A 22,874-nucleotide genomic window follows, 5' to 3' on the forward strand; every position below is an offset into this window, starting at 1 on the left:
CACCATCGCCGGGCGGGGTCGCCCCTGCGGGGGGCGGGTCTCAGACGGCCACGCCCGGTCTGGGCGCCACGCGCTCGATGTCGGCCAGCACCTGCGAGATCGAGATCGGCTTGGTCCAGTAGCCGGCGAAACCAGCCTGGCGAGCCCGCTCGATGTCGTCGGGCATCGCGTCGGCCGAACACATGAAGGCCGGCGTGGCGTGCAGGCCGTGGTCCCGGCGCAGGCCTTGCAGCACCTCGAAGCCGGACATGCCGGGCAGATGGGCGTCGAGCACGATGACGTCGGGCCGCCAGCGCCGCACCAGGGTGAAGGCCTGCTCGCCGTCCTCGGCCACCTGCAGTTCGATGTGCTTGCACAGGCTCATGGCTTCCTGGAAGAGCAGGGCGTTGACCGGGTTGTCTTCGACGTAAAGCATGCGCAGTGGGCCGATCCCGCCTGGCGGGTGTGGGGGCTGTTCGTGCGGGCCGGGCCCGGCCGCCCGGCCCGCCACTGGATCGGCACGAGGCAGTTCCAGGCTCACCGTGGTGCCCACGCCGAGGGTGCTGCGCACACTGATGCTGCCCCCCATCTCCTCGATCAGGCGTTTGGCGATGAGCAGGCCCAGGCCAGTGCCCTCGACGTTGGAGGTTTCCCGTCCCAGGCGCTCGAAGGGCTGAAACAAGCGGTCGAGCTGTCGAGCGTCCAGGCCGGCCCCGGTGTCCTCCACATCGATGCGCACACGGTTGCCGGGCAGGTGGTGGGCGCGCAGCGCCACGCGGCCGCCAGGACGGTTGTACTTGATCGCATTCGACACGATGTTGAGAAGGATCTGGCGCAGACGCTGGGCATCGGCCAGCACATGCTCGTTGGCGCCGATGTGGTCGTCGATGTCCACGTGGGCTTCGCGCGCCAAGGGAATCAGCAATTCCAGGGTTTGGGCGGTCACATCGCGCACGGGCAGCGTCTGCATCGACAGGCCGAGCTGCCCCGCCTCCACGCGCTGCAGGTCCAACACATCGTTGATCAGCGCGAGCAGGTGGCGGCCGGCCTGCAGCATGTGAGCTGCATAGTCGTGCACCTGGGCCGGCTCCGTCCGGTCGGCGTTCATCGCCAGCAACTGGGCGAAGCCCATCATGGCGTTGAGCGGGGTGCGCATTTCGTGGCTCATGCGCGAGAGGAACTCGGTCTTGGCCTGACTGGCCAGCTCGGCGGCTTGCTTGTCGCGCAGCGCCTGTTCGGCCTGCTTCAAGCGCGTGATGTCCGAGTAGGTGCCCACCACCCGCAAAGCTCGACCTTCGGGCGAGCGCGACATGACCTTGCCGCGCTCGAACACCCAGAGATAGTGCCCATCACGGTGGCGCATCCGGTGCTCGGATTGGTAGACCTCGGTGTGGCCTTTCAGGTGGGCCACCAGAGCGCGGCGTACCGCCGGCCAGTCATCGGGGTGGATACGCTGCCGCCACTCCTGGGGGTGGTTGCTCAGTTCTTCGTGCTCGTAACCCAGGTTGGCGCGCCAGCTGCGCGAGTAATACGCCGTGTTGGTTTGCGCGTCCCAGTCCCATACGCCGTCGCCACTGCCTTCGAGGGCGAACTTCCAACGCTGCTCGCTTTGCGCCAGTGCGAGCTCCGCGCGGCGCTGGCGCGTGATGTCGCGGAAGGTGATCACGGCCGACATCGGCTGTTCCCCCGGGGCCAGGCGCAGCGGTTGGGTGCTCACCGCGAGCCAGCGCACGGCGCCGTCGCGGCCGCGCATGGCATACACCTCCTCGGCCACCGGCTCCCCGGCCTCGAGCGAGCGCGTCACCGGATGGGCTTCGGCGGGCAGCGGGCGCAGATCCTCGGTCAGCAGGTCGAGACCGGGCCGCATCATCAGGGCGTCCATCGGTGCATCGAGGATGCGGCAGGCCGCTGGATTGACCGCCACGACATAGCGGTCGCGCGTGAGCACCATCAGCCCGTCACTGATCGACAGGGCCACTGACCGGTAGAGCTCCTCGCTCAGGCGCAGGCGGTCGGCCGCGGCACTGCGCTCGGTGATGTCGTTTTGCACCCCGATGAAGTGGGTCAGGCGGCCTTGGGCGTCGCGCAGGGGCGACACGTGCAATTCGTTGAGGAATCGGCGACCGTCCTTGCGCCGGTTGCGCAGCACCACGGTGCAGCTTTCGCCGCGCGCCAGCGCCGAGCGCAGTTCGGCCAGCATCATCGGATCGGTGTCCTCGCACTGCAGGAAGCGGCAGTTGCGGCCGAGAATCTCGTCACGCCGATAACCAGTGAGACGTTCGAAGGACGGGTTGACGTAGACCAGCGGCAGGTCCGGGGCCTGGGCATCGACCACGGTCATGGGCAAGGCCGTCTCGGCTTCCAAAGCGCGGCGCATGATCTGCAACTCGGCATCGCGACGCTCCAGCGCAAGCTCGGCCTGACGACGCGCCGTGATGTCCAGCGTCACGCAAATATGACCGCCGCTGGCGATGGGTTCTTCACTGACGAGAAACCATCGATCGCGCCAGCGCACTTCCAGCGGCGGGGCGCTCGCCGCGCGCGGGGCGGTACGCCAGGCAATAAACTCGGCCTCCCTCCCGATGGCATCAGGATAGTCCCCGGCCTGAACGGCCCGACGCAAAGCTTCGTCACAGGTCGCGACTTCGTCGCAGGCGACATGGCAGCCCATGCTTTCGCGCCAGGCGCGGTTGGCGTGCACGATGCGGTGGTCGGCATCGGCAATCACGATGCCCGCGCCCACGCTGTCGATGGCCTCTTGCAGCAGCTGCTGGGTTCGGCGGGCTTGCTGCTGCAGGCGAAGTTCCTCCGACACCACGCGGGTGGCGCCGCGATAGCCGCGGAACCGCCCCGACGAGTCGAACACCGGCACTCCGGACACGGCCACGGCCAGACGCCCGCGGGGGGTGTCGCGTTCCATCACGACCTGGCTGAAAGGCTGGCATGCGGCGCGGGCCCGCAGGTAGGTCTCATGGCCCGCCTGGTGCTGCGGGTCGGAGCTGGGCAGGAAGAAGTCGCGTGCGCGGTGGCCGATCTCGTCCTGCGGCTTCAGTCCGGTGTGACGTTCGATACCGGCCGACACCCAGGTGATGCGACCCTCGGCATCGGACTCCCAGAGCCAGTCGTTGCCGGCAAGGCCGGCGGTGCGCACGCGCGCCTCTTGCAGCCGTGAGCGCTGCTCCTTGAGCCGCAACAGAAGCATGTCCTCCAGCATCAGACCGAGCTGGAGCAGGCCATGTCGTGCGCCGTCAGCCAGCGTCCGCGGCTGAACATCGTAGACGCACAGCGTGGCGACCACTGCATCTTCGACCCGCACAGGCAGGCTGGCAAAGAAGCGCAGCCGATACGTATCGACGACGAAGGGGTGATGGGCGAAACGGGGATCGGCCGTCAGGTCCTCGACCACGCTCAGACCGGCATCGTGCATCGTCTGATCGCACAGCGCCAGATCCCGCGGCACTTCCTGCACCGGGGCACCGACCACAGCCTTGAACCAGTGGCGCTCGCGGTCCATGAACCCCAGCAGCGCCAGCGGGCAGCCGGTGAGCCGGGCGGCCAGGTTCACGGCCGCATCGAAACTCGGCTCGGGGGCCGTGTCGATGATGCGCAACTCGTGCAGGCGCTCCAGGCGCTGGGTCTCTTCGACGTCGGGCGGGCAGGACATGGTGTCCGGTAGAGGCAGGGGTACAGCAGGAATCCGCCGGGTACTATAGGGGAACTGGGGGCGTAATCCGCAAGGCCCGAGTGCGGGATTGCCCCAGGTTTGCGGCAGCAGTTGACGAATGCGCTACCGTGTGGGGGTGACAGACTTCGTACGACCCGCCGTGCCTCCCTTGGCCCTCACGCTCGACCTGGACGATACTCTGTGGCCTGTAGGGCCCGCCATCGAGCGGGCCGAGGCGCAACTGCATGCGTGGTTGCGTCAGCATGCGCCGGCCACGGCGGACCGCTTCGACACGGCCGGCCTGAGAGCCTTGCGCGACGAGATGGCCCGCACCCACCCGCACTGGGCCCACGATCTCAGCGCCATTCGCCAGGAAAGTCTTCGGCGTGCGCTCGCCCAGGCCGGCGACGATGTGGGTCTGGCGCAGCCGGCGTTCGAATTCTTCCTGTCCTGGCGGCACCGCGTCGAGATCTATGACGATGTGGTGCCGGCGCTCGAACGCCTGGCGGCACGCTTCCCGTTGGTGGCTTTGACCAATGGCAACGCCGACCTCCAGACCATCGGACTGGACCGCTGGTTCCGCAGCGTGGTCAGCGCACGCAGCTTTGGCGTGGGCAAGCCCAATGCGGCCATTTTTTTGGAGGCCTGCCGTCGCGCCGGGGCGCCTGCGCCCCGGGTGCTGCATGTGGGCGACGACCTGGCCTTGGACGTCAGGGCGGCCCTGGCGGCGGGCTTGCAGGCGGCTTGGGTGGCGCGTCCTGACATCCACGCCGACGTGCAAGGGGCTCCGGAGGGGGCCCGCCACGTGGTGCGTCACCTGGGTGAGCTGGCCGATCGCCTGGGGGCCTGAACGGCGGGGCGAGGGCCCGCCTCAGGGGCCGACGCTGAAGATCTCGAAGTGCAGGCAGGCGGCCTTGGGGTCGCCAGGAGGCGACCCCAGCCCGATCACGCCATGGCCGTGCAGCATGCAGCGGCCGCGGCGCAGCACCACGGTCTCGGCCTCGTTGGCAAAGCGCACGAAGCTGCCGTTGCTGCTCTGGTCGTCGAGGTGGAAGTTGCCGCCATGCCATTCGATGCGCGCGTGCAGGCGCGACACGCGGGTGTCGTCGATGCACAGCGTCGACTCCGGGCTGCGTCCCAGGATCACGGGGGTCTGCTGGGGGGTGAAGACCTGGTGCACGCCTCCCACCGTCAGTCGCAGGCAGTCGGCCGATGGCGTGTCGGTGAAGTCGGAGAACAGTGTGGACGCCGGGGCATCGTCGGCCCAGGTCTCGAGCATGAAGACCTTGCACGGCTCGGCCCGCCCCCGCAGATGCAAGCGTTCGAGGCTGCGCAAACGCTGGCGATCCAGTCGGCCGAGCTGCTCGTACACGGCGTCGGTGACCAGCACCTCATTGTCGCCGGCATGCTCGAGCAGCCGGGCCGCCACGTTGACGGCGTCGCCGAAACAGTCGCCGGCCACATCGACGATCTCGCCGTGGGCCAGGGCCACACGCAGTTTCAAGGAGGCCGCGCCCGTGTGGACATCGGCCATGATGCGGGCGATGGCCTCTTGCATCTCGCGGGCCGCACGCAAGCCGCGCGTCGGTCGGTCGAAGACGGCCATCACGCCGTCGCCCAGCGTCTTGACCAGCGTGCCACTGCGCTTGCGCACCACCTGACTGAGCATGCCAATGGTGCGGGTGACGATCTCGGCGGCCTGGGAATTGCCGAGGGATTCGTAGAGCGAGGTGCTGCCGCGCAGATCGGCAAACAGGACGGTACGCTCGTGGGATGAGGCCATCTGCACAGTGTGAAAAAACTCACGCGCAGTGTAGCTGCAGCCGTGGGGGGGCAAACGAAAACGGCCCGAAGGTGGCCCCGGGCCGTTGCTTTCACACCAAAACCATTCGCGGCACAAGCCGAGGCAGGCTCGCTGAGCGAGCCTGACCGCCTGCGGCGGTGCGTATCTCGCCCATCAAAGATTGTCGAGATACGTCCTCAGCTTGTCCGAGCGGCTGGGGTGTTTGAGCTTGCGGATGGCCTTGGCCTCGATCTGGCGGATGCGCTCACGTGTCACGTCGAACTGCTTGCCCACTTCCTCCAGCGTGTGGTCGGTGCTCATTTCGATGCCGAAGCGCATGCGCAGGACCTTGGCCTCGCGCGGGGTGAGGCTGTCGAGGATGTCCTTCACCACCTCGCGCAGACCGGCCTGCATGGCCGCGTCCACCGGCGCGGTGTTGTTGGTGTCCTCGATGAAGTCGCCCAGGTGGGAGTCGTCGTCGTCGCCGATGGGGGTTTCCATCGAGATCGGCTCCTTGGCGATCTTCATGATCTTGCGGATCTTGTCTTCGGGCATGTCCATCTTCTCGGCCAGCGTCGGAGCGTCGGGCTCGACGCCGAATTCCTGCAGGTGCTGACGCGAGATACGGTTCATCTTGTTGATCGTCTCGATCATGTGCACCGGGATGCGGATGGTGCGGGCCTGGTCGGCGATCGAGCGGGTGATGGCCTGGCGGATCCACCAGGTGGCGTAGGTCGAGAACTTGTAGCCGCGGCGGTACTCGAACTTGTCCACCGCTTTCATCAGGCCGATGTTGCCTTCCTGGATCAGGTCGAGGAACTGCAGGCCGCGGTTGGTGTACTTCTTGGCGATCGAGATCACCAGGCGCAGGTTGGCCTCGATCATCTCGCGCTTGGCTTCGCGTGAAGCCGCCTCGCCTTCATTCATGCGCTTGTTGATCTCCTTGAGATCTTCCAGCGGCACGACGGCACGGGCCTGGATGTCGATGAGCTTTTGCTGCAGCTCCTGCACGGCCGGCAGGTTGCGCGCAAGCACCGCGCTATAGGGCTTGCCGGCAGCGGCTTCCTTCTCGCCCCACTTGAGGTTGAGCACGTTGGCCGGGAAGGTCTTGACGAAGTGCTCTTGCGGCATGCCGCACTTGTCGACCACGATCTTGCGGATCTCGCGCTCGTAGCGCCGAACGTCGTCGACCTGCGAGCGCAGGATGTCGCACAGCTTCTCGATCGTCTTGACCGTGAAGCGGATGGTCATCAGCTCGTTGGAGATCGCTTGCTGGGCCTTGTTGTAGGCTGGCGATTTGTAGCCATCCTTCTCGTAGGCGCGGCGCATCTTGTCGAATTCGATCCGCAGCTTGGCGAACTTCTCCAGCGCCGCGGCCTTGAGCTCTTCGAGCTTCTTGGTCAGCGCCTTGGAGCCACCGTTGCCATCGTCGTCGTCGTCCTCGTCGAATTCGTCGAAGTCTTCCTCGGCCACGTAGTCGTCGGCCTCGTCGTCGGAGACGAAGCCGTCGACCACCTCGGAGATCTGCAGTTCGCCGGCGGCGATTTTGTCGCCCAGCGAGAGGATCTCGGCAATGGTGGTGGGCGAGGCGGAAATGGCCAGCATCATGTCCTGCAGGCCCTTCTCGATGCGCTTGGCGATCTCGATCTCGCCCTCACGGGTGAGCAGCTCGACGGTGCCCATCTCGCGCATGTACATGCGCACCGGGTCGGTGGTGCGGCCGAACTCGCTGTCCACCGTGGACAACGCCGCCTCGGCTTCCTCCTCGGCCTCTTCCTCGGTGGCGGTGGTGGTGGTGCCGCCGGCGATCAGCAGCGTGGCGGCGTCGGGGGCCTGTTCGTAGACGGCAATGCCCATGTCGTTGAGCATGGACACGATGGCGTCCATGATCTCAGTCTCGACGAGCTTCTCGGGCAGGTGGTCGTTGATCTCCGCGTGGGTCAGGAAGCCCCGCGTCTTGCCCATCTTGATGAGGGTCTTGAGCTCGGTGCGGCGCTTGTTGACCTCTTCCTCGGTCAGCGTGGTCTCGTCCAGCCCGAACTCCCGCATCAGCGCGCGCTCCTTGGCCCGGCTGACCTTCATGCGCAGCGGCTTGGCCTTGGGCTTGTCGTCGCCCTCGTCGATCGCCTCGACTTCCGGCTCGATCTCGGCCTCGAGCTCGGCGTCGATGTCGGAGAAGTCCTCGTCCGCGTCGAGCTCGGCGCGGCCCTTCTTGGCCGAGGTGGTCTCCGCCTTGGGCTTGCGGCCCCGCTTGCCCTTGGATGTGCTTTCCGCAGGTGCGCCGGTCTTGGCGGCACGGGTGCCGCCCGATTTCGCGGACGCGGCGGCCTTGGCCGGGGCCTCCTTCACGGCCGCGGCCTTGGCGGTCTTCTTCTTGTCGGCGGCGGTTTCGGCGGCGGCGGCCTTGGGGGTGGACGCCTTGGAGCTGGCACTTTTCTTGGCGGTCATGCGTTTCCTCGGATGGTCTGGGGCGGGTGGCCTCGGCCGGTGCGGCAGCCGGGCGCGGGCCGCAAGGGCCGGGGCGACACGCAGGCGATGCACGAGCGAAGCCGGTCGACACTGCAAGACCCAGATGAGGCCGGCAGGTGTCGACTCAAGAGGGCAAGCTGGCGTGAACGGGGATGGGTTGCAGCCCTGGCGGGGTCGGGGTGGCCTGGATGGAACCCGTGTCGCGGGTGGCCGGGGCCCGCAGGTGCTGCTGTCACTCTTGCCGCATCAACAAACATCACATTATCGGCGACACCGGCCCATCCGTCAAAGGCCTTGATGCCAGACGGGGTCGGCCCGGGGATGTTCAGGAGCCGGCCTCAGCCGCACGCGCGGCCTCGAGGCGGCGGCGGCGCTCGTGGACCTCACGATAGCGCTGCAACGCGGCCGGATCGCGGGCGGCATGCTCGATCAGTCGCGTCTCCTCGGCCTTGAGGCGCTCGATGATCAGGCGGTCGAGCAGGGCGCGCAGGTCCGCAAAGCCGAGGTTGTCGTCCGGGTGGATGGCGCCGGCCAGCCGGCGCGCCGCCTCGTGCAGGGGGTGGCCCGACAGCGCTTCGTCCAGGGCCGACCAGGGTTGCGGGCCGTGGTCGGCCAGGTGGCGTTCGAGCCAGGCGCACAGCGGGCCCAGCGGGGCGGGCAGGGCATGTAGCAGTTCGTGGTCTTCGCCGGTGAGGCGGTCCCACCAGGGGCTGTGCAGCCACAGCAGGCGCACCGCCTGCTCGGCCGGCCCCGGCGGGGTCTTGCGCGGGCCGCTCGGGCGGGGCGGTTCCTCGCGCGAGCGCCGGGCGGAGCGGCGCGTCGGGCCGTCGCCACCGCGCCCCGGCGCCGGGGCGCGGCCCTGCCACAGCGCGAGCAGGTCGGGCGGGTTGAGGCCGCCGGCCTGGGCCAGGTCGGCCAGGATCTGCTGCTTGAGCACGCCATCGGGCAGGGCGTTCCACAGGGGTTTGGCGGCGGCCAGCATGTGGGCCCGGCCCTCCGCGCTGCCCAGGTCCAGTCCGTCGCGGGCGGTGTCCAGGATTTGCCGCGACAGCGGCACCGCCTGCGCCACGCACAAGGCGAAGGCCTCGCGCCCATGCTCTCGGATGTAGGAATCGGGGTCGTGTTCGGGCGGCAGGAAGAGGAACTTGATCGTGCGGGTGTCGGTGGCGTGGGGCAGGGCCGCTTCCAACGCCCGGGTGGCCGCACGCCGGCCGGCGGCATCGCCGTCGAAGCTGAAGACCAGGGTGTCGGTGAAGCGCAGGAGCTTGTGGACGTGTTCGGCCGTGCAGGCCGTGCCCAGGGTGGCCACGGCGTTGGGAAAGCCCAGTTGGGCCAGGGCGACCACGTCCATGTAGCCTTCGACCACGAGGGCATAGCCGAGCTGGCGCAACGCCTGGCGGGCCTCGTACAGGCCGTAGAGCTCGCGGCCCTTGACGAACACCGGGGTCTCCGGGGAATTCAGGTACTTCGGTTCGCCCTGGTCGATCACCCGTCCGCCGAAGCCGATGACCTCGCCGCGCGCGCTGCGGATCGGGAACATGATGCGGTCGCGGAAACGGTCGTAGCGTCGCGCCTCGTCGTTATCGCCCTGGACGATCACCAGGCCGCTTTCTTCGAGCAGCGGGTCGTCATACCGGGGGAAGGCGCTGGCCAGCGTGCGCCAGCCTTCGGGGGCATAGCCCAGGCCATAGCGTGCGGCGATCTCGCCGGTCAGGCCGCGTCGCTTGAGGTAGTCGATGGCGCGCGGACTGGTCTTGAGCTGTCTGCGGTAGTGGGCGGCCGCGCGCTCCAGCACCTCGGTGAGCGTGTGCTGGCGGTCGCGCTGCTGCTGGGCCTGGGCCCGCTCCTCGGGGGTGCTGTCGTCTTCGGGCACGGCCAGGCCCGCCTGCTGGGCCAGCTCGCGCACTGCGTCGACGAAGCCCAGGCCGCCCTGTTCCATCAGGAAGTCGATGGCATTGCCGTGCGCACCGCAGCCGAAGCAGTGATAGGTCTGACGCGAGGGGCTGACGATGAAGCTCGGCGTCTTCTCGCCGTGGAAGGGACACAGGCCCTTGAAGTTGATGCCGGCCTTCTTGAGCTGGACGTGGCGGCCCACGATCTCGACGATGTCGAGGCGGGCGAGCAGGTCCTGTTTGAAGCCGGGGGGGATCACGCCAGGAGTCTACCGCCGCTGTGCAGGAGGGGGCGCGTTGCACACAGGGCGCCAGATCGAGGAATGTAGTCAAAATACTATATCTGTACTTCCGCGAACCCAGGTCCGTGCAAGCCGGAGCCGCCCCAGCTTCTCTGTTCGGGAGAATCCTGATTTTATGAGGTGTTTTCGCGCATAGACTGCGCCGCCGAGAGCGCAGGGCAACGAGGGGGTCAGTGTGCGGAAAGATCGGCGAAATGTAGTCAAACTTCTATCTATGGGGGTCTGCGGCTGCGCAGGGTCGTGGCAGCTTCCGGCGGGTGCCCGCACGGCCGACGACCCGCTCACGATCTGGATCAATGCCGACAAAGGCCACGAGGGCCTGCGCCGCGTGGCGCAGTCCTATGCCCAGCGCACCGGGCGCAAGGTGGTGGTGCAGCATTTCGAGCAGGCCGTCGATCGCTTCGAGGCCGTGATGAAGGAGGGCGGCGCGGCGGGGCCGGACATCTGGATCTGGCCTCACGACCGCATCGGCGACTGGATCCAGCGGGGCTGGATTGCGCCGGTGCAGCCGGGCGAGCCCGTGCGCAGTGACATCGTGCAGGTGGCCTGGGACGGGTTCACACAGGGCGGGAAGCTCTGGGGCTATCCCTTGTCGGTGGAGGCCGTGGCCTTGGTCTACAACAAAGCGCTGGTGGGCCAGCCGCCGTCGAGCTTCGAGGAGGTGTTGGTCCTGCACGAGAGGCTCAAGCCCAAAGGCATCCGGGCCCTGGGTTGGGAGACCGGCAGTCCCTATTTCACCTGGCCGCTGATGGCCGCCGGCGGGGCCTATGTGTTCCAGCGCCGCATCGACGGCAGCTACGAGCCGCGCGACACGGGCATCAATCATCCCGGCGCGGTGCGGGCCGGGCAGTACCTGCAGCAACTGATGGCTGTCGGCATGATCCCGCAGGGCGGCCTGAGCTACTCGGAGGCCGAGGCCGACATGCGCGACGGACAGCAGGCGATGTGGATCACCGGCCCCTGGGCCTGGGAGGGGCTGGCTGCGGCCGGGATCGACTTCGGCGTGGCCCCGCTGCCCACGCTGGGCGGCAAGCCGGCCCGGCCCTTCGTCGGGGTGCTGGGGGCGATGGTGGTCGAGGGCACGCCGCGGCGTGCGTGGGCCATCGACTTCATCGAGAACCACCTGCTGCGGCCCGAGAGCCTGCAGGCCATCAACGCCGACAAGCCCCTGGGGGTGCCGGCCTCGCGCCGCATGTTCTGGCGCCTGTATGCCGATGCCCGGGTGCGTGCCTCGATGGAGGCGATCTACGCGGGCCGGCCCATGCCCAGCAACAGCGAGATGACCTGGTTCTGGCAGCACCTGTCCACCGCGCTGCGCGAGATCAACACGGGCCGCGCACCGCGCGAGGCGCTGGATGCGGCGGCCGCGCAGATCCGCGCCCTGGCCGCGCAGGGGCGGCCGGTGGCGAGCCGTTGAGGATTCACTCGCCGCGCACCGCGCCTTCGCGGCGCGGGTCGGCACCTCCCAGCCAGCCGCGGGGGTGGCGCTGCAGGGCCTGGGCGCCGCTGGTCATGGGCGCCTCGCGCACCGTGTGCCCTCGCTGGCGCAGCGCCTCCAGCGTGCCGGGCGGAAAGCGTCCTTCCTCCAGCAGCAGCGGGCCGCCGGTGGTGCCGAAGTTGGGCAGGTCCAGGGCCTGCTGCGCGTCCAGGCCCCAGGCCAGGGTGCCCAGCAGGGCCTTGGCGGTGTAATGGATGATCAGCGACCCACCCGGCGAGCCGACGTTGAGCACGAGCTCGCCGCTGGCGCGGTCGAAGACCAGCGTGGGGCTCATCGACGAGCGGGGGCGCTTGCCGGGTTCGACGCGGTTGGCTACGGGGCGGCCGTCGGCATCGGCGGGCACGAAGGCGAAGTCGGTGAGCTGGTTGTTGAGCAGAAAGCCGCCGGGCCGGCCCGTGCCGCCATCGACGAGCAGCCGGGCACCGAAGGCGTCCTCGATCGTCGTGGTCAGCGCCACGGCGCGGCCCTCGCGATCGAGGACCGACAGATGCGAGGTGCCGCGCTCGGGGGCTTCGGGCTGAGGGGCCCAGGCGCTGGGCCGGCCGCCGGGGCGTCCGGGATGGGCGCGCTGCATCGCACGTGGGCCGATGAGCCGGGCACGCTCGGCCAGGTAGGCGGGTGAGAGCAGGCTGGTCCAGTGACCAGCCGGGGACGTGACGAAATCGGGGTCGGCCACGTACTGGGCGCGGTCGGCAAAGGCCAGCCGTGAGGCTTCGGCGTAGGCATGCAGGAAGTCGGGGCCAGGCTGCCCTGTCACCAGCACTGGGCCCGGTGGGGCTGCGTGCTCGAGCATGCCCAGGATCTGGGCGATGGCGAGATGGCCAGACGATGGCGGCGGGAAGCCGCACAGCCGCCAGGTGCGCCAGGGGCTGCACAGGGCTTCGCGCCGCCGCGGCTGGTAGGCGGCGAGGTCGGCCTCACTCAGGTACCCGGGCCGGGTGGGGTGGCTGCGCACTTTGGCGACGATGCTGCGCGCGATCGGGCCGCGATAGAAGGCGTCGGCTCCCTCGCGGGCCAGCGTGCGCAGCACGGCCGCCAAGGCCGGGTTGCGCAGCCGGTGGCCCACGGGATGGGGGTGACCGTCAGGCCGGTAGAAGTAGACAGCGGCGGCCGGGTCGCGCCGCAGGTGCTCATCGGATCGCAGCAGGGCGTGCAGGCGCTCGCCGACCGGAAAGCCCTCCTCGGCCAACGCGATGGCAGGTTCGAAGAGCTGGGCCCAGGGCAGGCGGCCGTGCGCGCGGTGCGCGGCCTCCAACATGCGCATCACGCCGGGCGTGCCCACCGACAGGCCGCCGACGACGGCCTCGCGAAAGGGCAAGGGGCGGCCTTGGGCGTCGAGGAAGAGTCGTTCGTCAACGGCCGCCGGTGCGGTCTCGCGGCCGTCCCAGGCGTCGAGCCGCCGGCCGTCCCAGTGCAGTAGGAAGGCGCCGCCACCGATGCCGCTGGACTGGGGTTCGACGAGGGTGAGGACCAGCTGGGCGGCGATGGCGGCATCCACGGCCGTGCCGCCGGCGCGCAGCATGCGCCAGCCGGCCTCGGCAGCCAGCGGGTGCGCGGCGGCCACCGCCTGCTCGCGCACGAGCACCGCCGAGCGCTGGCTCAGGCCGGTGGCCGCCTCAGGCTGGTGAGGCCGGACGACGTCCGGTGCAGGCGTCGCTGCGCAGCCCAGCAGCAGGGCCAGCAAGGCGGTGCTCGCCGCGCGGCATCGCATGGCAGGAGCTCAGCGCGGCGCCAGCCGGATCGCGCCGTCCAGGCGGATCACCTCGCCGTTGAGCATCTCGTTGGTGATGATCTGGTGCACGAGCTTGGCGTAGTCCTCGGGGGTGCCCAGGCGGCTGGGGAAGGGCACGCTGGCCGCCAGGGCGTCCTGCACCTCCTTGGGCATGCCGAACAGCATGGGCGTGCCGAAGATGCCGGGGGCGATCGTCATGTTGCGAATGCCATTGCGCGCCAGGTCGCGGGCGATCGGCAGGGTCATGCCCACCACGCCCCCCTTGGAGGCGGAGTAGGCCGCCTGGCCGATCTGGCCGTCATAGGCCGCCACCGAGGCGGTGGAGATCAGCACGCCGCGCTCGCCGGTGGGCTCGGGCTCGTTCCTGCACATGGCCTCGGCCGCCAGGCGGATCATGTTGAAGCTGCCGATCAGGTTGACGGTGATCGTCTTGGTGAACACGGCCAGCGGGTGGGCGCCGTCCTTGCCGACGGTCTTGACTGCCGGGGCGATGCCCGCGCAGTTGACCAGGCCCATCAACTTGCCCAGCGAGACGGCCCGGGCGACCACCGTCTTGCCATCGTCCTCGCTGGCCACGTCGCACTTCACGAACACGCCGTCGATGTCCTGGGCCACGGCCTCGCCCTTGTCGGCCTGCAGGTCGGCGATCACGACTTTGCCGCCCTCGCGCGCCAGCATGCGTGCCGCGCCTTCGCCCAGGCCCGAGGCCCCGCCGGTGACGATGAAGACCTTGCCCTTGATGTCCATGAATGTGCTCCTTGTGCGGGTGAGGGGTAGATATGACGTTGACGTAAACGTCAATTGTGACCCAAACCCCGGGACGCCTGGAAGGGCTGCGCTCGGCCTCGGTGGAAACCCGGGTGGGGTTGGTCCCAGGGGCGAATTGATTGACCTCCAAATACTTGAGTTCTAAATTAATCACATCGCCAATCCCTGGGATCACGGGCATGAAGATCGTGTGCATCGGAGGCGGCCCGGCCGGCCTGTACTTCGCGCTGCTGATGAAGCGCGCCGACCCGTCCCATGACATCACGGTGGTCGAGCGCAACCGCCCTTACGACACCTTCGGCTGGGGGGTGGTGTTCTCGGACCAGACGCTGGGCAACCTGCAGCAGGCCGACCCCGAGACGGCCTCGCAGATCCTCGATGCCTTCAACCACTGGGACGACATCGACGTGCACATCCGCGGGCGCACGATCCGCTCCGGCGGTCACGGTTTTTGCGGGATCGGACGCAAGCGCCTGCTCAACATCCTGCAGGCTCGTTGCGAGGCCCTGGGGGTGAAGCTGGTGTTCGAGACCGAGGTGGGCAGCGACGAGGACTTCCCCGGTGCCGACCTGATCATCGCCAGCGACGGCCTGAACAGCCGCATCCGCAGCAAGTACGCGGCCACCTTCCAGCCAGACATCGATGTGCGCCGCTGCCGCTTCGTGTGGCTGGGCACGCACAAGCTTTTCGAGGCCTTCACCTTCGCGTTCGAGGAGACCGAGCACGGCTGGTTCCAGGCGCATGCCTACCGCTACGACGCCGACACTTCCACCTTCATCGTCGAGACGCCCGAGGAGGTTTGGCTCAAGGCGGGCCTGGACAAGATGGAGAAGGAGGAGTCCATCGCCTTTTGCGAGCGGCTCTTCGCGAAGTACCTCGACGGCCACAAGCTGATGTCCAACGCCACCCATCTTCGCGGCTCGGCCCAATGGATCAAGTTCCCGCGCGTGGTGTGCAAGACCTGGGTGCACCACAATGGCCGCGCGCCGGTGGTGCTGATGGGCGATGCGGCCCACACCGCCCACTTCTCGATCGGCTCGGGGACCAAGCTGGCCCTGGAGGACGCGATCGAGCTGACGCGCTGCATCCAGCGCCATCCGGGCGACCTGGCCGCAGCCCTGCGTGACTACGAGGCGGTGCGCAGCGTCGAGGTGCTGCGCATCCAGAACGCCGCGCGCAACTCCACTGAGTGGTTCGAGAACGTCTCGCGCTATGTGCACCTGCCGCCCGAGCAGTTCGCCTATTCGCTGCTCACGCGCAGCCAGCGCATCAGCCACGAGAACCTGCGTCTGCGCGACAAGGTCTATGTGGAACGCTTCGAAGACTGGCTGGCCGAGCGCTCGGGTGTGCGGCGCCAAGGCTCGCGTGCGCCGGTGCCGCCGATGTTCACACCGTTCACGGTGCGGGGGGTGAGGCTGAAGAACCGCGTCGTCGTCTCGCCGATGGCGCAGTACTCCGCCATCGACGGCGTGCCGGGCGACTATCACCTGGTGCACTTGGGGGCACGGGCGATGGGTGGGGCGGCCCTGGTGTTCGCCGAGATGACCTGCGTGTCGCCCGACGCGCGCATCACCCCGGCATGTCCCGGCCTGTGGAACGACGCCCAGCGCGAGGCCTGGAAGCGCATCGTCGATTACGTGCACACCCATACCGAGGCCAGGATCGGCATGCAGCTCGGCCACGCGGGCGCCAAGGGCTCCACGAACGCACCCTGGCAGGACGACGGGGCCGACCGGCCGCTGCGCTCGGGCAACTGGCCGCTCCTGTCTGCCTCGGCGGTGCCCTACCTCGATGATGGGCCGGTGCCGCGTGCCATGACTCGCCAGGACATGGATCGCGTGCGCGAGGACTTCGTGGCGGCTGCCCGGCGTGCGGCGCAGGCCGGCTTCGACTGGCTGGAGCTGCACTGCGCCCACGGTTACCTGCTGTCGAGCTTCATCTCGCCGCTGACCAACCGGCGCACCGACGACTACGGCGGGTCGCTCGCCAACCGGTTGCGCTACCCGCTGGAGGTGTTCACCGCGCTGCGCGAGGTGTGGCCGCAGGATCGCCCGATGTCGGTGCGGATCTCCGCGCACGACTGGGTGGAGGGGGGCATCACGCCGGACGACGCGGTGGCCATCGGCCGCGCCTTCAAGGCGGCCGGCGCCGACCTGATCGACTGTTCCTCGGGTCAGGTCAGCCCCCATCAGAAGCCGGTCTACGGCCGCATGTACCAGACGCCTTTTGCCGACCGCGTGCGCAACGAGGCGGGCATCGCCACGATCGCGGTCGGGGCCATCACCGATGCCGACCAGGTCAACAGCATCATCGCCGCGGGCCGGGCCGATCTGTGTGCGATCGCGCGCCCGCACCTGGCCAACCCGTCGTGGACGCTGCTGGAGGCCGCCCGACTCGGCTATGGCGACGTGGACTGGCCGGTGCAGTATCTGTCGGCCAAGAGCCAGCTCGAACGCAACCTCGAGCGCGAGAGGGCGATGTCGGGCAGCCTGGCCGCGGCCGAACAGGCCAACCGGGCCCTGGGGGTTTGAGCATGGTCACTGCGCGACATGCCGTCGTCACCGGTGCCGGTCGTGGCATCGGCGCGGCCATTGCGCGCCGTCTGGCGGCGCAAGGCCACCGGCTCACGCTGATGGGCCGCACGGTCGAAGTCCTCGAAGCCGTGCGTGCGCAACTGCCGGGTCAGGGGCATGCGGTGGTGGCCGTGGACGTGGCCGACGCAGCGTCGGTGGACCGGGCTTTCGCTCGTTCGCGTGAGGTGTCGGGCCCGGTGGAGATCCTCGTCAACAACGCCGGCCAGGCCGAGAGCGCACCGTTCGCAAAGACCGATGCGGCGCTGTGGCAGCGCATGCTGGACGTCAACCTCACCGGCACCTACCTGTGCACCCGCGCGGCGCTGCCCGATCTGCTGGACGTCGGATGGGGCCGCATCGTCAACGTCGCCAGCACGGCCGGTCTGCGCGGCTATGCCTACGTCACCGCCTACACCGCGGCCAAGCACGGCGTGGTGGGCCTGACCCGTGCGCTGGCGCTGGAGCTGGCCCGCAAGGGCGTCACGGTCAACGCCGTGTGCCCGGGCTATACCGAGACCGACCTGCTGCGCCAGAGCATCGAAGGCATCGTCGCCAAGACCGGACGCAGCCCGGCCCAGGCGCGTGCCGAGCTGGCCGCCGGCAACCCCCAGGGCCGTCTGGTGCAGCCCGAGGAGGTGGCCGATGCCGTGGCCTGGTTGTGCGGTGAGGCCGCCGCGGCGGTGACGGGGCAGGCGATCTCGGTCAGCGGCGGGGAGGTCATGTGAAGCGCGGCTCCAAACTCCGTCTCGTGCCCGGCCTGGACGAGCACAGCATCGGCCTGGAGGCCCGCGCGGCCTCGGACGATCACATGGCCCTCAAGCTGTGGCTGCGCTTGCTGGCCTGCAGCACGCAGATCGAGACCGAGATCCGCAAGCGCCTGCGCACGCGCTTTGGCATCACGCTGTCGCGCTTCGACTACCTGGCACAGCTGCACCGGCATCCGGAAGGGCTGCGCATGAATGCCCTGTCGCGCTACCTGATGGTGACCGGCGGCAGCATCACCGGCCTGACCGACGAGCTGGAAAAGGAAGGCCTGGTGTCGCGTGAACCGTCGCCCGACGACCGCCGGGCCTTCCTGCTGCGGCTCACCGCCGAAGGCCGCCGGGTCTTCGAGCGCATCGCCGCCGAACACGAGGCCTGGGTCATCGAGTTCTTCTCCGATCTGCGCGCGGCCGACCGCAAGGCCCTGTACGAACTGCTGGGCCAGCTGCGCGTGCACATGGCGGCACGCCAGGCCGAACCCCCGTCTTCATCTCCATCCAGCGAGGTTGCATGAGCGTTCCTTCCACCCCCACCGGCTTGGACCCGGCCCTGGCTGCCGGCAACCGGCGTGAACTCTCGGGCTATGCCGCGCGCCACTTCCTGTGGCAGTGCGAGAACGGCGTGGCCCACATCACCCTGAGCCGCCCGGAACGCAAGAACCCGCTCACCTTCGACTCCTATGCCGAGCTGCGCGACCTCTTCCGGGCCCTGCAGCATGCGGTGGACGTCAAGGCGGTGGTGCTCTCGGGCGCGGGGGGCAATTTCTGCTCGGGCGGCGACGTGCACGAGATCATCGGCCCGCTGGTGCAGCTCAAGGCCCCCGAGCTGCTGATGTTCACGCGCATGACCGGCGACGTGGTCAAGGCGATGCGGGCCTGTCCGCAGCCGATCGTCGCGGCGGTGGACGGGGTGTGCGCCGGCGCCGGTGCCATCCTGGCGATGGCCAGCGACCTGCGTCTGGGCACCGCGCGCACCAAGACGGCCTTCCTGTTCAACCGCGTGGGCCTGGCCGGCTGCGACATGGGGGCCTGCGCGATGTTGCCGCGGATCATCGGTCAGGGGCGTGCGAGCGAGCTGCTCTACACCGGCCGGTCCATGGGCGGCGAGGAAGGTCTGCAATGGGGCTTCTTCAACCGCCTGTGCGCGCCCGAGGCCGTGGTGCACGAGGCCTTGCAATGGGCCCGCGAGATCGCCGCCGGCCCGACCTTTGCCAACGGCATCACCAAGACCATGCTGCATCAGGAATGGAACATGGGCGTGGACCAGGCCATCGAGGCCGAGGCTCAGGCCCAGGCAATCTGCATGCTCACTGAGGACTTCCGCCGCGCCTATGAGGCCTTCGTGGCCAAGCAGCGTCCGGTGTTCCAGGGGAACTGAGATGGCCACTACCGCCTACCTGGACTGGCCCTTCTTCGAGCCGCGTCACCAGGAACTCGCACGGGGGCTCGAGGCCTGGGCACGCGAGCACGTGCCCCAGGCCCATGGTCATGATGTTGATGCCGAGTGCCGCGCCCTGGTGCGTGCGCTGGGGCAGGGCGGCTGGTTGCGCCATGCAGTGGCCGGCACCGCCCATGGGGGGGTGGGCGAGGCCATCGACACCCGTGCGATCTGCCTGATCCGGGAAACCCTGGCGCGTCATTCGGGTCTGGCCGACTTTGCGTTTGCCATGCAGGGCCTGGGCTCCGGGGCGATCAGCCTGGCCGGCAGCCCCGAGCAGCGCGCTGCCTGGCTGCCGCGCGTCGCGCGCGGCGAGGCCATCGCGGCCTTTGCACTGTCCGAACCCGAAGCCGGCTCGGACGTGGCCGCGATGGCCTGCACGGCCCGGGAGGAGGGCGGCGACTACGTCCTTGACGGCGAGAAGACCTGGATCTCCAACGGGGGCATTGCCGACGTCTACGTGGTGTTCGCACGCACGGGTGAGGCCCCCGGGGCACGGGGCATCTCCGCGTTCATCGTCGAGGCGGGCACCCCGGGCTTCGAGATCGCCGAGCGCATCGAGGTGATCGCCCCTCATCCACTGGCCCGGCTGCGTTTTGCCGGCTGCCGCGTGCCGGCAGGCCAGCGCATCGGGCCGGCCGGCGAGGGCTTCAAACTGGCCATGCGCACGCTCGATGTCTTCCGCACCTCGGTAGCCGCCGCCGCCCTCGGCTTTGCCCGCCGCGCACTGGACGAGGCCTTGCAGCGCGCCACCACACGGCGGATGTTCGGCCAGAGCCTGGCGGACTTCCAGCTCACCCAGGCCAAGCTCGCCCAGATGGCCACCACGGTGGACAGTGCGGCCTTGCTCACCTACCGGGCGGCCTGGCAGCGCGACCAGGGTCGCGGCGTGACGCGCGAGGCGGCGATGGCCAAGATGTGCGCCACCGAGGGGGCCCAGCAAGTCATCGACGCGGCCGTGCAGATCTTCGGCGGGCTCGGGGTGGTCAGCGAGATGCCGGTCGAGCGCCTGTACCGGGAGATCCGGGCCCTGCGCATCTACGAGGGCGCCACCGAAGTGCAGCAGCTCATCATCGCCCGCGAACTGCTCAAAGATGTGAAGGAAAGGGGTCAGCCATGACGACGAGAACCTCGCACGTGGACACCTTCGCCCGCGACCGTCTGCCGCCGCCGCAGTGGCAGCCCGAGTTCCTCTTCGAGCTGCCCGAACTGCAGTTCCCCGAGCGCCTGAACTGTGCCACCGAGCTGCTGGACCGCTGGGTGGCGCAGGGCCAGGGCGAGCGCCTGTGCCTGCAGGCCCCGGGCGGGTTGCGCTGGACCTATGCCGATCTGCAGGACAAGGCCAACCGCATCGCGCACGTGCTGGTGCGTGAGATGGGCCTGGTGCCGGGCAACCGGGTGCTGCTGCGTGCGCCCAACAACCCGATGATGGCCGCCTGCTGGTTCGCGGTGATGAAGGCCGGTGGCATCGCCGTGGCCACCATGCCGCTGCTGCGCGCCAAGGAGCTCGGTCAGATCATCGACAAGGCCCAGGTCAGCCATGCGCTGTGCGATGCCTCGCTCGCCGAGGAGCTGCAGCTGGCGGTGGCCCAGCATCCGGTGCTGCGCGAGATCCGCTACTTCCATGACGATTCGTCCCAGGGCCTGGAGGCCGCGATGGCGCGTCAATCGCCGTCCTTCGACAACGTCGACACCGCTGCGGACGACACCTGCCTGATCGCCTTCACCTCGGGCACCACCGGCGTGCCCAAGGGCACGATGCACTTCCATCGCGACGTGATGGCCATCTGTGCCTGCTGGCCACGCCACGTGCTCAAGGCCAACGCCGACGACATCTTCATCGGCAGCCCGCCCCTGGCCTTCACCTTCGGGTTGGGCGGTCTGTTGCTGTTCCCGATGAGCATCGGGGCTTCCACGGTGCTCCTGGAGAAGGCCGGCCCGCCGATGTTGCTGGAGGCGATCCCGCGCTTTCGCGCGACGGTGCTTTTCACGGCACCCACCTCCTACCGTGCGATGGCGGTGCAGGCCGGCGAGCTGCGCATCGGCGCCCCCCGCGGCGGCAGCCTGCGCAAGTGCGTCTCGGCCGGGGAAGCCCTGCCGGCGGCCACGCGTGCGCTGTGGAAGGAGCACACCGGTATCGAGATGATCGACGGCATCGGCGCCACCGAGATGCTGCACATCTTCATCTCGGCCGACGAGGCGCATGCCCGCCCCGGTGCCACCGGCACCGTGGTGCCCGGCTACCGCGCCTGTGTGCTCGACGACGAAGGGCGCCCGGTGCCTGCGGGCACCGTGGGCCGTCTGGCGGTCAAGGGCCCCACGGGCTGCCGCTACCTGGCCGACGAGCGCCAGCGCCAGTACGTCCAGCAAGGCTGGAATCTCACCGGGGATGCCTACATCCTCGACGAGGACGGCTACTTCCACTACCAGTCGCGCACCGACGACCTGATCGTCTCGGCCGGCTACAACATCGCCGCCGTCGAGGTGGAGGACTGCCTGCTGCAGCATCCGGCCGTGGCCGAATGCGGCGTGATCGGCGTGCCCGACGAGCAGCGCGGCCAGATCGTCAAGGCCTTCGTGGTGCTGCGCGAGGGCCATGCGCCGGGCGAGGCGATGGTGCGCGAACTGCAGGACTTCGCCAAGCGCACCGTGGCGCCCTACAAGTACCCGCGCGCGATTGAATTCCGTACCCAGTTGCCGAGGACCGAGACGGGCAAGCTGCAGCGGTTCAAGCTGCGCTCGGTATGAACCCGCTGACCCGCAACGGCCCGGCTCGGGCATGCTCGCAGGCTTGATCCCCCAACCAAGGAGAACGTCCCATGCGCCTGATTCCTCGAACCCTGGTGTGCGCCGCGCTGGCGGCCAGCGCGCTGGCCACGCCGGCCCTGGCGGCCGACAAGGTGAAGATTGGTTTCCTCAGCACGCTGTCCGGACCGGGTGCCGGCCTGGGCATCGACATCCGCGACGGCTTCAACCTCGCGCTCAAGCACACCGGCGGCAAGCTGGGCGGTTTGCCGGCCGAGGTGATCGTCGCCGACGACCAGCAAAGCCCCGACGCCGCCAAGCAGACCACCGAGCGCCTGCTCAAGCGCGACCGGGTGGACTTCATGACCGGCGTGGTCTTCTCCAACGTGATGCTGGCCGTGGGCCAGCCCATTTTCGACAACCAGACCTTCTATATCAGCGCCAACGCCGGCCCCTCGCAGTATGCCGGCGAGCAGTGCAATCCCTACTTCTTCAACGTGGCCTGGCAGAACGACAACCTGCACGAAGCGGTGGGCAAGACGGTGGCCGACAAGGGCTTCAAGCGCGTGGCCCTGCTGGCGCCCAACTATCCGGCCGGCAAGGACGCCCTGACGGGTTTCAAACGCTACTACCAGGGTGGCGAGGTGGTCTCCGAGATCTATACCCGCCTGGGCCAGCTCGACTATGCGGCCGAACTGGCGCAGGTGCGCGCCGCCCGGCCGGATGCGATGTACATCTTTCTGCCCGGCGGCATGGGCATCAACTTCATCAAGCAGTTCGTGGCCTCTGGCATGTCCAAGGACACCACCCTGTTCGGCCCGGGCTTCTCGGCCGACGAGGATGTGATCCGCGCGGTGGGTGAGCCCATGCTCGGCATGTTCAACACCTCGCAATGGGCGCACGACCTGGACAACCCGCAGAACAAGCGTTTCGTGGCCGACTTCCAGAAGGAGTACGGCCGCCTGCCGTCGCTCTATGCCTCACAGGGCTACGACGCGGCCATGCTCATCGATGCCGCCGTGCGTGACGTGAAGGGCAAGATCGAGGACAAGGCCGCGTTGCGCAAGGCCCTGCAGGCGGCCAACTTCAAGTCGGTGCGCGGCGCCTTCAAGTTCAACACGAACCAGTACCCCATCCAGGACTACTACCTGCGCATCGTGCACAAGGACTCCCAGGGCCGCATCACCAATCGCACACTGGGCACGGTGTTCAAGAACCACGCCGACGCCTACGTGGGCGCCTGCAAGATGAAATAAAGCGAAGGCGCGAC

The 22,874-nt window shown here is 68.7% G+C and carries 15 protein-coding genes; 9 read left to right on the forward strand and 6 right to left on the reverse strand.

The features are described 5' to 3' along the window. Positions 1-40: 40 nt before the first annotated feature. A complete protein-coding gene (locus tag ACK4ZD_RS04845; protein ID WP_409659342.1) occupies positions 41-3,643 on the reverse strand; it encodes a PAS domain S-box protein in 3,603 nt (1,200 codons plus the stop codon). Positions 3,644-3,761: 118 nt separating this feature from the next. Here ACK4ZD_RS04845 and ACK4ZD_RS04850 point away from each other — a divergent pair, with 118 nt between their 5' ends. Next, positions 3,762-4,493, forward strand: coding sequence for an HAD family hydrolase (locus tag ACK4ZD_RS04850; RefSeq protein ID WP_409659344.1), 732 nt, complete (start codon positions 3,762-3,764; stop codon positions 4,491-4,493). A gap of 21 nt (positions 4,494-4,514) precedes the next feature. Here the strand turns inward: ACK4ZD_RS04850 and ACK4ZD_RS04855 are convergent, their stop codons facing one another. From ACK4ZD_RS04855 to dnaG, 3 genes are all read right to left on the reverse strand, one after another. Further along, positions 4,515-5,426, reverse strand: coding sequence for an adenylate/guanylate cyclase domain-containing protein (locus ACK4ZD_RS04855; RefSeq protein WP_409659346.1), 912 nt, complete (start codon positions 5,424-5,426; stop codon positions 4,515-4,517). Between the two features lie 174 nt (positions 5,427-5,600). Beyond that, complete coding sequence (gene rpoD / locus ACK4ZD_RS04860; RefSeq protein WP_409659348.1) at positions 5,601-7,874, reverse strand: RNA polymerase sigma factor RpoD; 2,274 nt, start codon at positions 7,872-7,874, stop codon at positions 5,601-5,603. 346 nt (positions 7,875-8,220) lie between these two features. Next, positions 8,221-10,047, reverse strand: coding sequence for a DNA primase (dnaG, locus tag ACK4ZD_RS04865; RefSeq protein WP_409659350.1), 1,827 nt, complete (start codon positions 10,045-10,047; stop codon positions 8,221-8,223). Positions 10,048-10,303: 256 nt separating this feature from the next. Here dnaG and malE point away from each other — a divergent pair, with 256 nt between their 5' ends. Continuing rightward, positions 10,304-11,506 (forward strand): maltose/maltodextrin ABC transporter substrate-binding protein MalE, encoded by a 1,203-nt coding sequence (gene malE, locus ACK4ZD_RS04870; protein ID WP_409659352.1) that lies wholly within the window; start codon positions 10,304-10,306, stop codon positions 11,504-11,506. 4 nt (positions 11,507-11,510) lie between these two features. On the opposite strand, the gene ACK4ZD_RS04875 is transcribed toward malE, so the two are convergent. Then, positions 11,511-13,298 (reverse strand): gamma-glutamyltransferase family protein, encoded by a 1,788-nt coding sequence (locus tag ACK4ZD_RS04875; RefSeq protein WP_409659354.1) that lies wholly within the window; start codon positions 13,296-13,298, stop codon positions 11,511-11,513. Positions 13,299-13,307: 9 nt separating this feature from the next. Beyond that, a complete protein-coding gene (locus ACK4ZD_RS04880) occupies positions 13,308-14,066 on the reverse strand; it encodes a 3-hydroxyacyl-CoA dehydrogenase (protein WP_409659356.1) in 759 nt (252 codons plus the stop codon). A gap of 200 nt (positions 14,067-14,266) precedes the next feature. Here ACK4ZD_RS04880 and ACK4ZD_RS04885 point away from each other — a divergent pair, with 200 nt between their 5' ends. From ACK4ZD_RS04885 to ACK4ZD_RS04915, 7 genes are all read left to right on the forward strand, one after another. Then, positions 14,267-16,618, forward strand: a complete 2,352-nt coding sequence (locus ACK4ZD_RS04885; protein WP_409659358.1) for a bifunctional salicylyl-CoA 5-hydroxylase/oxidoreductase — start codon at positions 14,267-14,269, stop codon at positions 16,616-16,618. Between the two features lie 2 nt (positions 16,619-16,620). Next, a complete protein-coding gene (locus tag ACK4ZD_RS04890) occupies positions 16,621-17,385 on the forward strand; it encodes an SDR family NAD(P)-dependent oxidoreductase (RefSeq protein ID WP_409659360.1) in 765 nt (254 codons plus the stop codon). Next, positions 17,382-17,936 (forward strand): MarR family winged helix-turn-helix transcriptional regulator, encoded by a 555-nt coding sequence (locus ACK4ZD_RS04895; protein ID WP_409659362.1) that lies wholly within the window; start codon positions 17,382-17,384, stop codon positions 17,934-17,936. The genes ACK4ZD_RS04890 and ACK4ZD_RS04895 overlap by 4 nt, the downstream gene beginning before the upstream one ends. After that, positions 17,933-18,799 carry an enoyl-CoA hydratase family protein gene (locus ACK4ZD_RS04900; protein ID WP_409659364.1) on the forward strand — a complete coding sequence of 289 codons (867 nt, stop codon included), beginning with the start codon at positions 17,933-17,935 and terminating at the stop codon, positions 18,797-18,799. The genes ACK4ZD_RS04895 and ACK4ZD_RS04900 overlap by 4 nt, the downstream gene beginning before the upstream one ends. A 1-nt stretch (position 18,800) precedes the next feature. Next, positions 18,801-19,979 carry an acyl-CoA dehydrogenase family protein gene (locus ACK4ZD_RS04905; RefSeq protein ID WP_409659365.1) on the forward strand — a complete coding sequence of 393 codons (1,179 nt, stop codon included), beginning with the start codon at positions 18,801-18,803 and terminating at the stop codon, positions 19,977-19,979. Next, positions 19,976-21,607: an AMP-binding protein gene (locus ACK4ZD_RS04910; protein ID WP_409659366.1), complete on the forward strand. Its 1,632-nt coding sequence runs from the start codon at positions 19,976-19,978 to the stop codon at positions 21,605-21,607. The genes ACK4ZD_RS04905 and ACK4ZD_RS04910 overlap by 4 nt, the downstream gene beginning before the upstream one ends. A 71-nt stretch (positions 21,608-21,678) precedes the next feature. Next, the gene (locus ACK4ZD_RS04915; RefSeq protein ID WP_409659368.1) at positions 21,679-22,860 is read left to right on the forward strand and encodes an ABC transporter substrate-binding protein; all 1,182 of its coding nucleotides are present in this window, start codon (positions 21,679-21,681) and stop codon (positions 22,858-22,860) included. Positions 22,861-22,874 lie beyond the last annotated feature (14 nt).

Source organism: Caldimonas sp. (assembly GCF_046291045.1).
In the GTDB taxonomy this organism is placed as follows: Bacteria; Pseudomonadota; Gammaproteobacteria; order Burkholderiales; family Burkholderiaceae_C; genus Caldimonas.

Excerpts from the sequence above, each read along its gene's own strand:
- ACK4ZD_RS04845 (WP_409659342.1), bottom strand. The coding sequence starts at position 3,643 with ATGTCCTGCCCGCCCGACGTCGAAGAGACCCAGCGCCTGGAGCGCCTG.
- ACK4ZD_RS04850 (WP_409659344.1), top strand. The coding sequence starts at position 3,762 with ATGCGCTACCGTGTGGGGGTGACAGACTTCGTACGACCCGCCGTGCCT.
- ACK4ZD_RS04855 (WP_409659346.1), bottom strand. The coding sequence starts at position 5,426 with ATGGCCTCATCCCACGAGCGTACCGTCCTGTTTGCCGATCTGCGCGGC.
- rpoD (WP_409659348.1), bottom strand. The coding sequence starts at position 7,874 with ATGACCGCCAAGAAAAGTGCCAGCTCCAAGGCGTCCACCCCCAAGGCC.
- malE (WP_409659352.1), top strand. The coding sequence starts at position 10,304 with ATGGGGGTCTGCGGCTGCGCAGGGTCGTGGCAGCTTCCGGCGGGTGCC.
- ACK4ZD_RS04875 (WP_409659354.1), bottom strand. The coding sequence starts at position 13,298 with ATGCGATGCCGCGCGGCGAGCACCGCCTTGCTGGCCCTGCTGCTGGGC.
- ACK4ZD_RS04880 (WP_409659356.1), bottom strand. The coding sequence starts at position 14,066 with ATGGACATCAAGGGCAAGGTCTTCATCGTCACCGGCGGGGCCTCGGGC.
- ACK4ZD_RS04885 (WP_409659358.1), top strand. The coding sequence starts at position 14,267 with ATGAAGATCGTGTGCATCGGAGGCGGCCCGGCCGGCCTGTACTTCGCG.
- ACK4ZD_RS04890 (WP_409659360.1), top strand. The coding sequence starts at position 16,621 with ATGGTCACTGCGCGACATGCCGTCGTCACCGGTGCCGGTCGTGGCATC.
- ACK4ZD_RS04900 (WP_409659364.1), top strand. The coding sequence starts at position 17,933 with ATGAGCGTTCCTTCCACCCCCACCGGCTTGGACCCGGCCCTGGCTGCC.
- ACK4ZD_RS04905 (WP_409659365.1), top strand. The coding sequence starts at position 18,801 with ATGGCCACTACCGCCTACCTGGACTGGCCCTTCTTCGAGCCGCGTCAC.
- ACK4ZD_RS04910 (WP_409659366.1), top strand. The coding sequence starts at position 19,976 with ATGACGACGAGAACCTCGCACGTGGACACCTTCGCCCGCGACCGTCTG.
- ACK4ZD_RS04915 (WP_409659368.1), top strand. The coding sequence starts at position 21,679 with ATGCGCCTGATTCCTCGAACCCTGGTGTGCGCCGCGCTGGCGGCCAGC.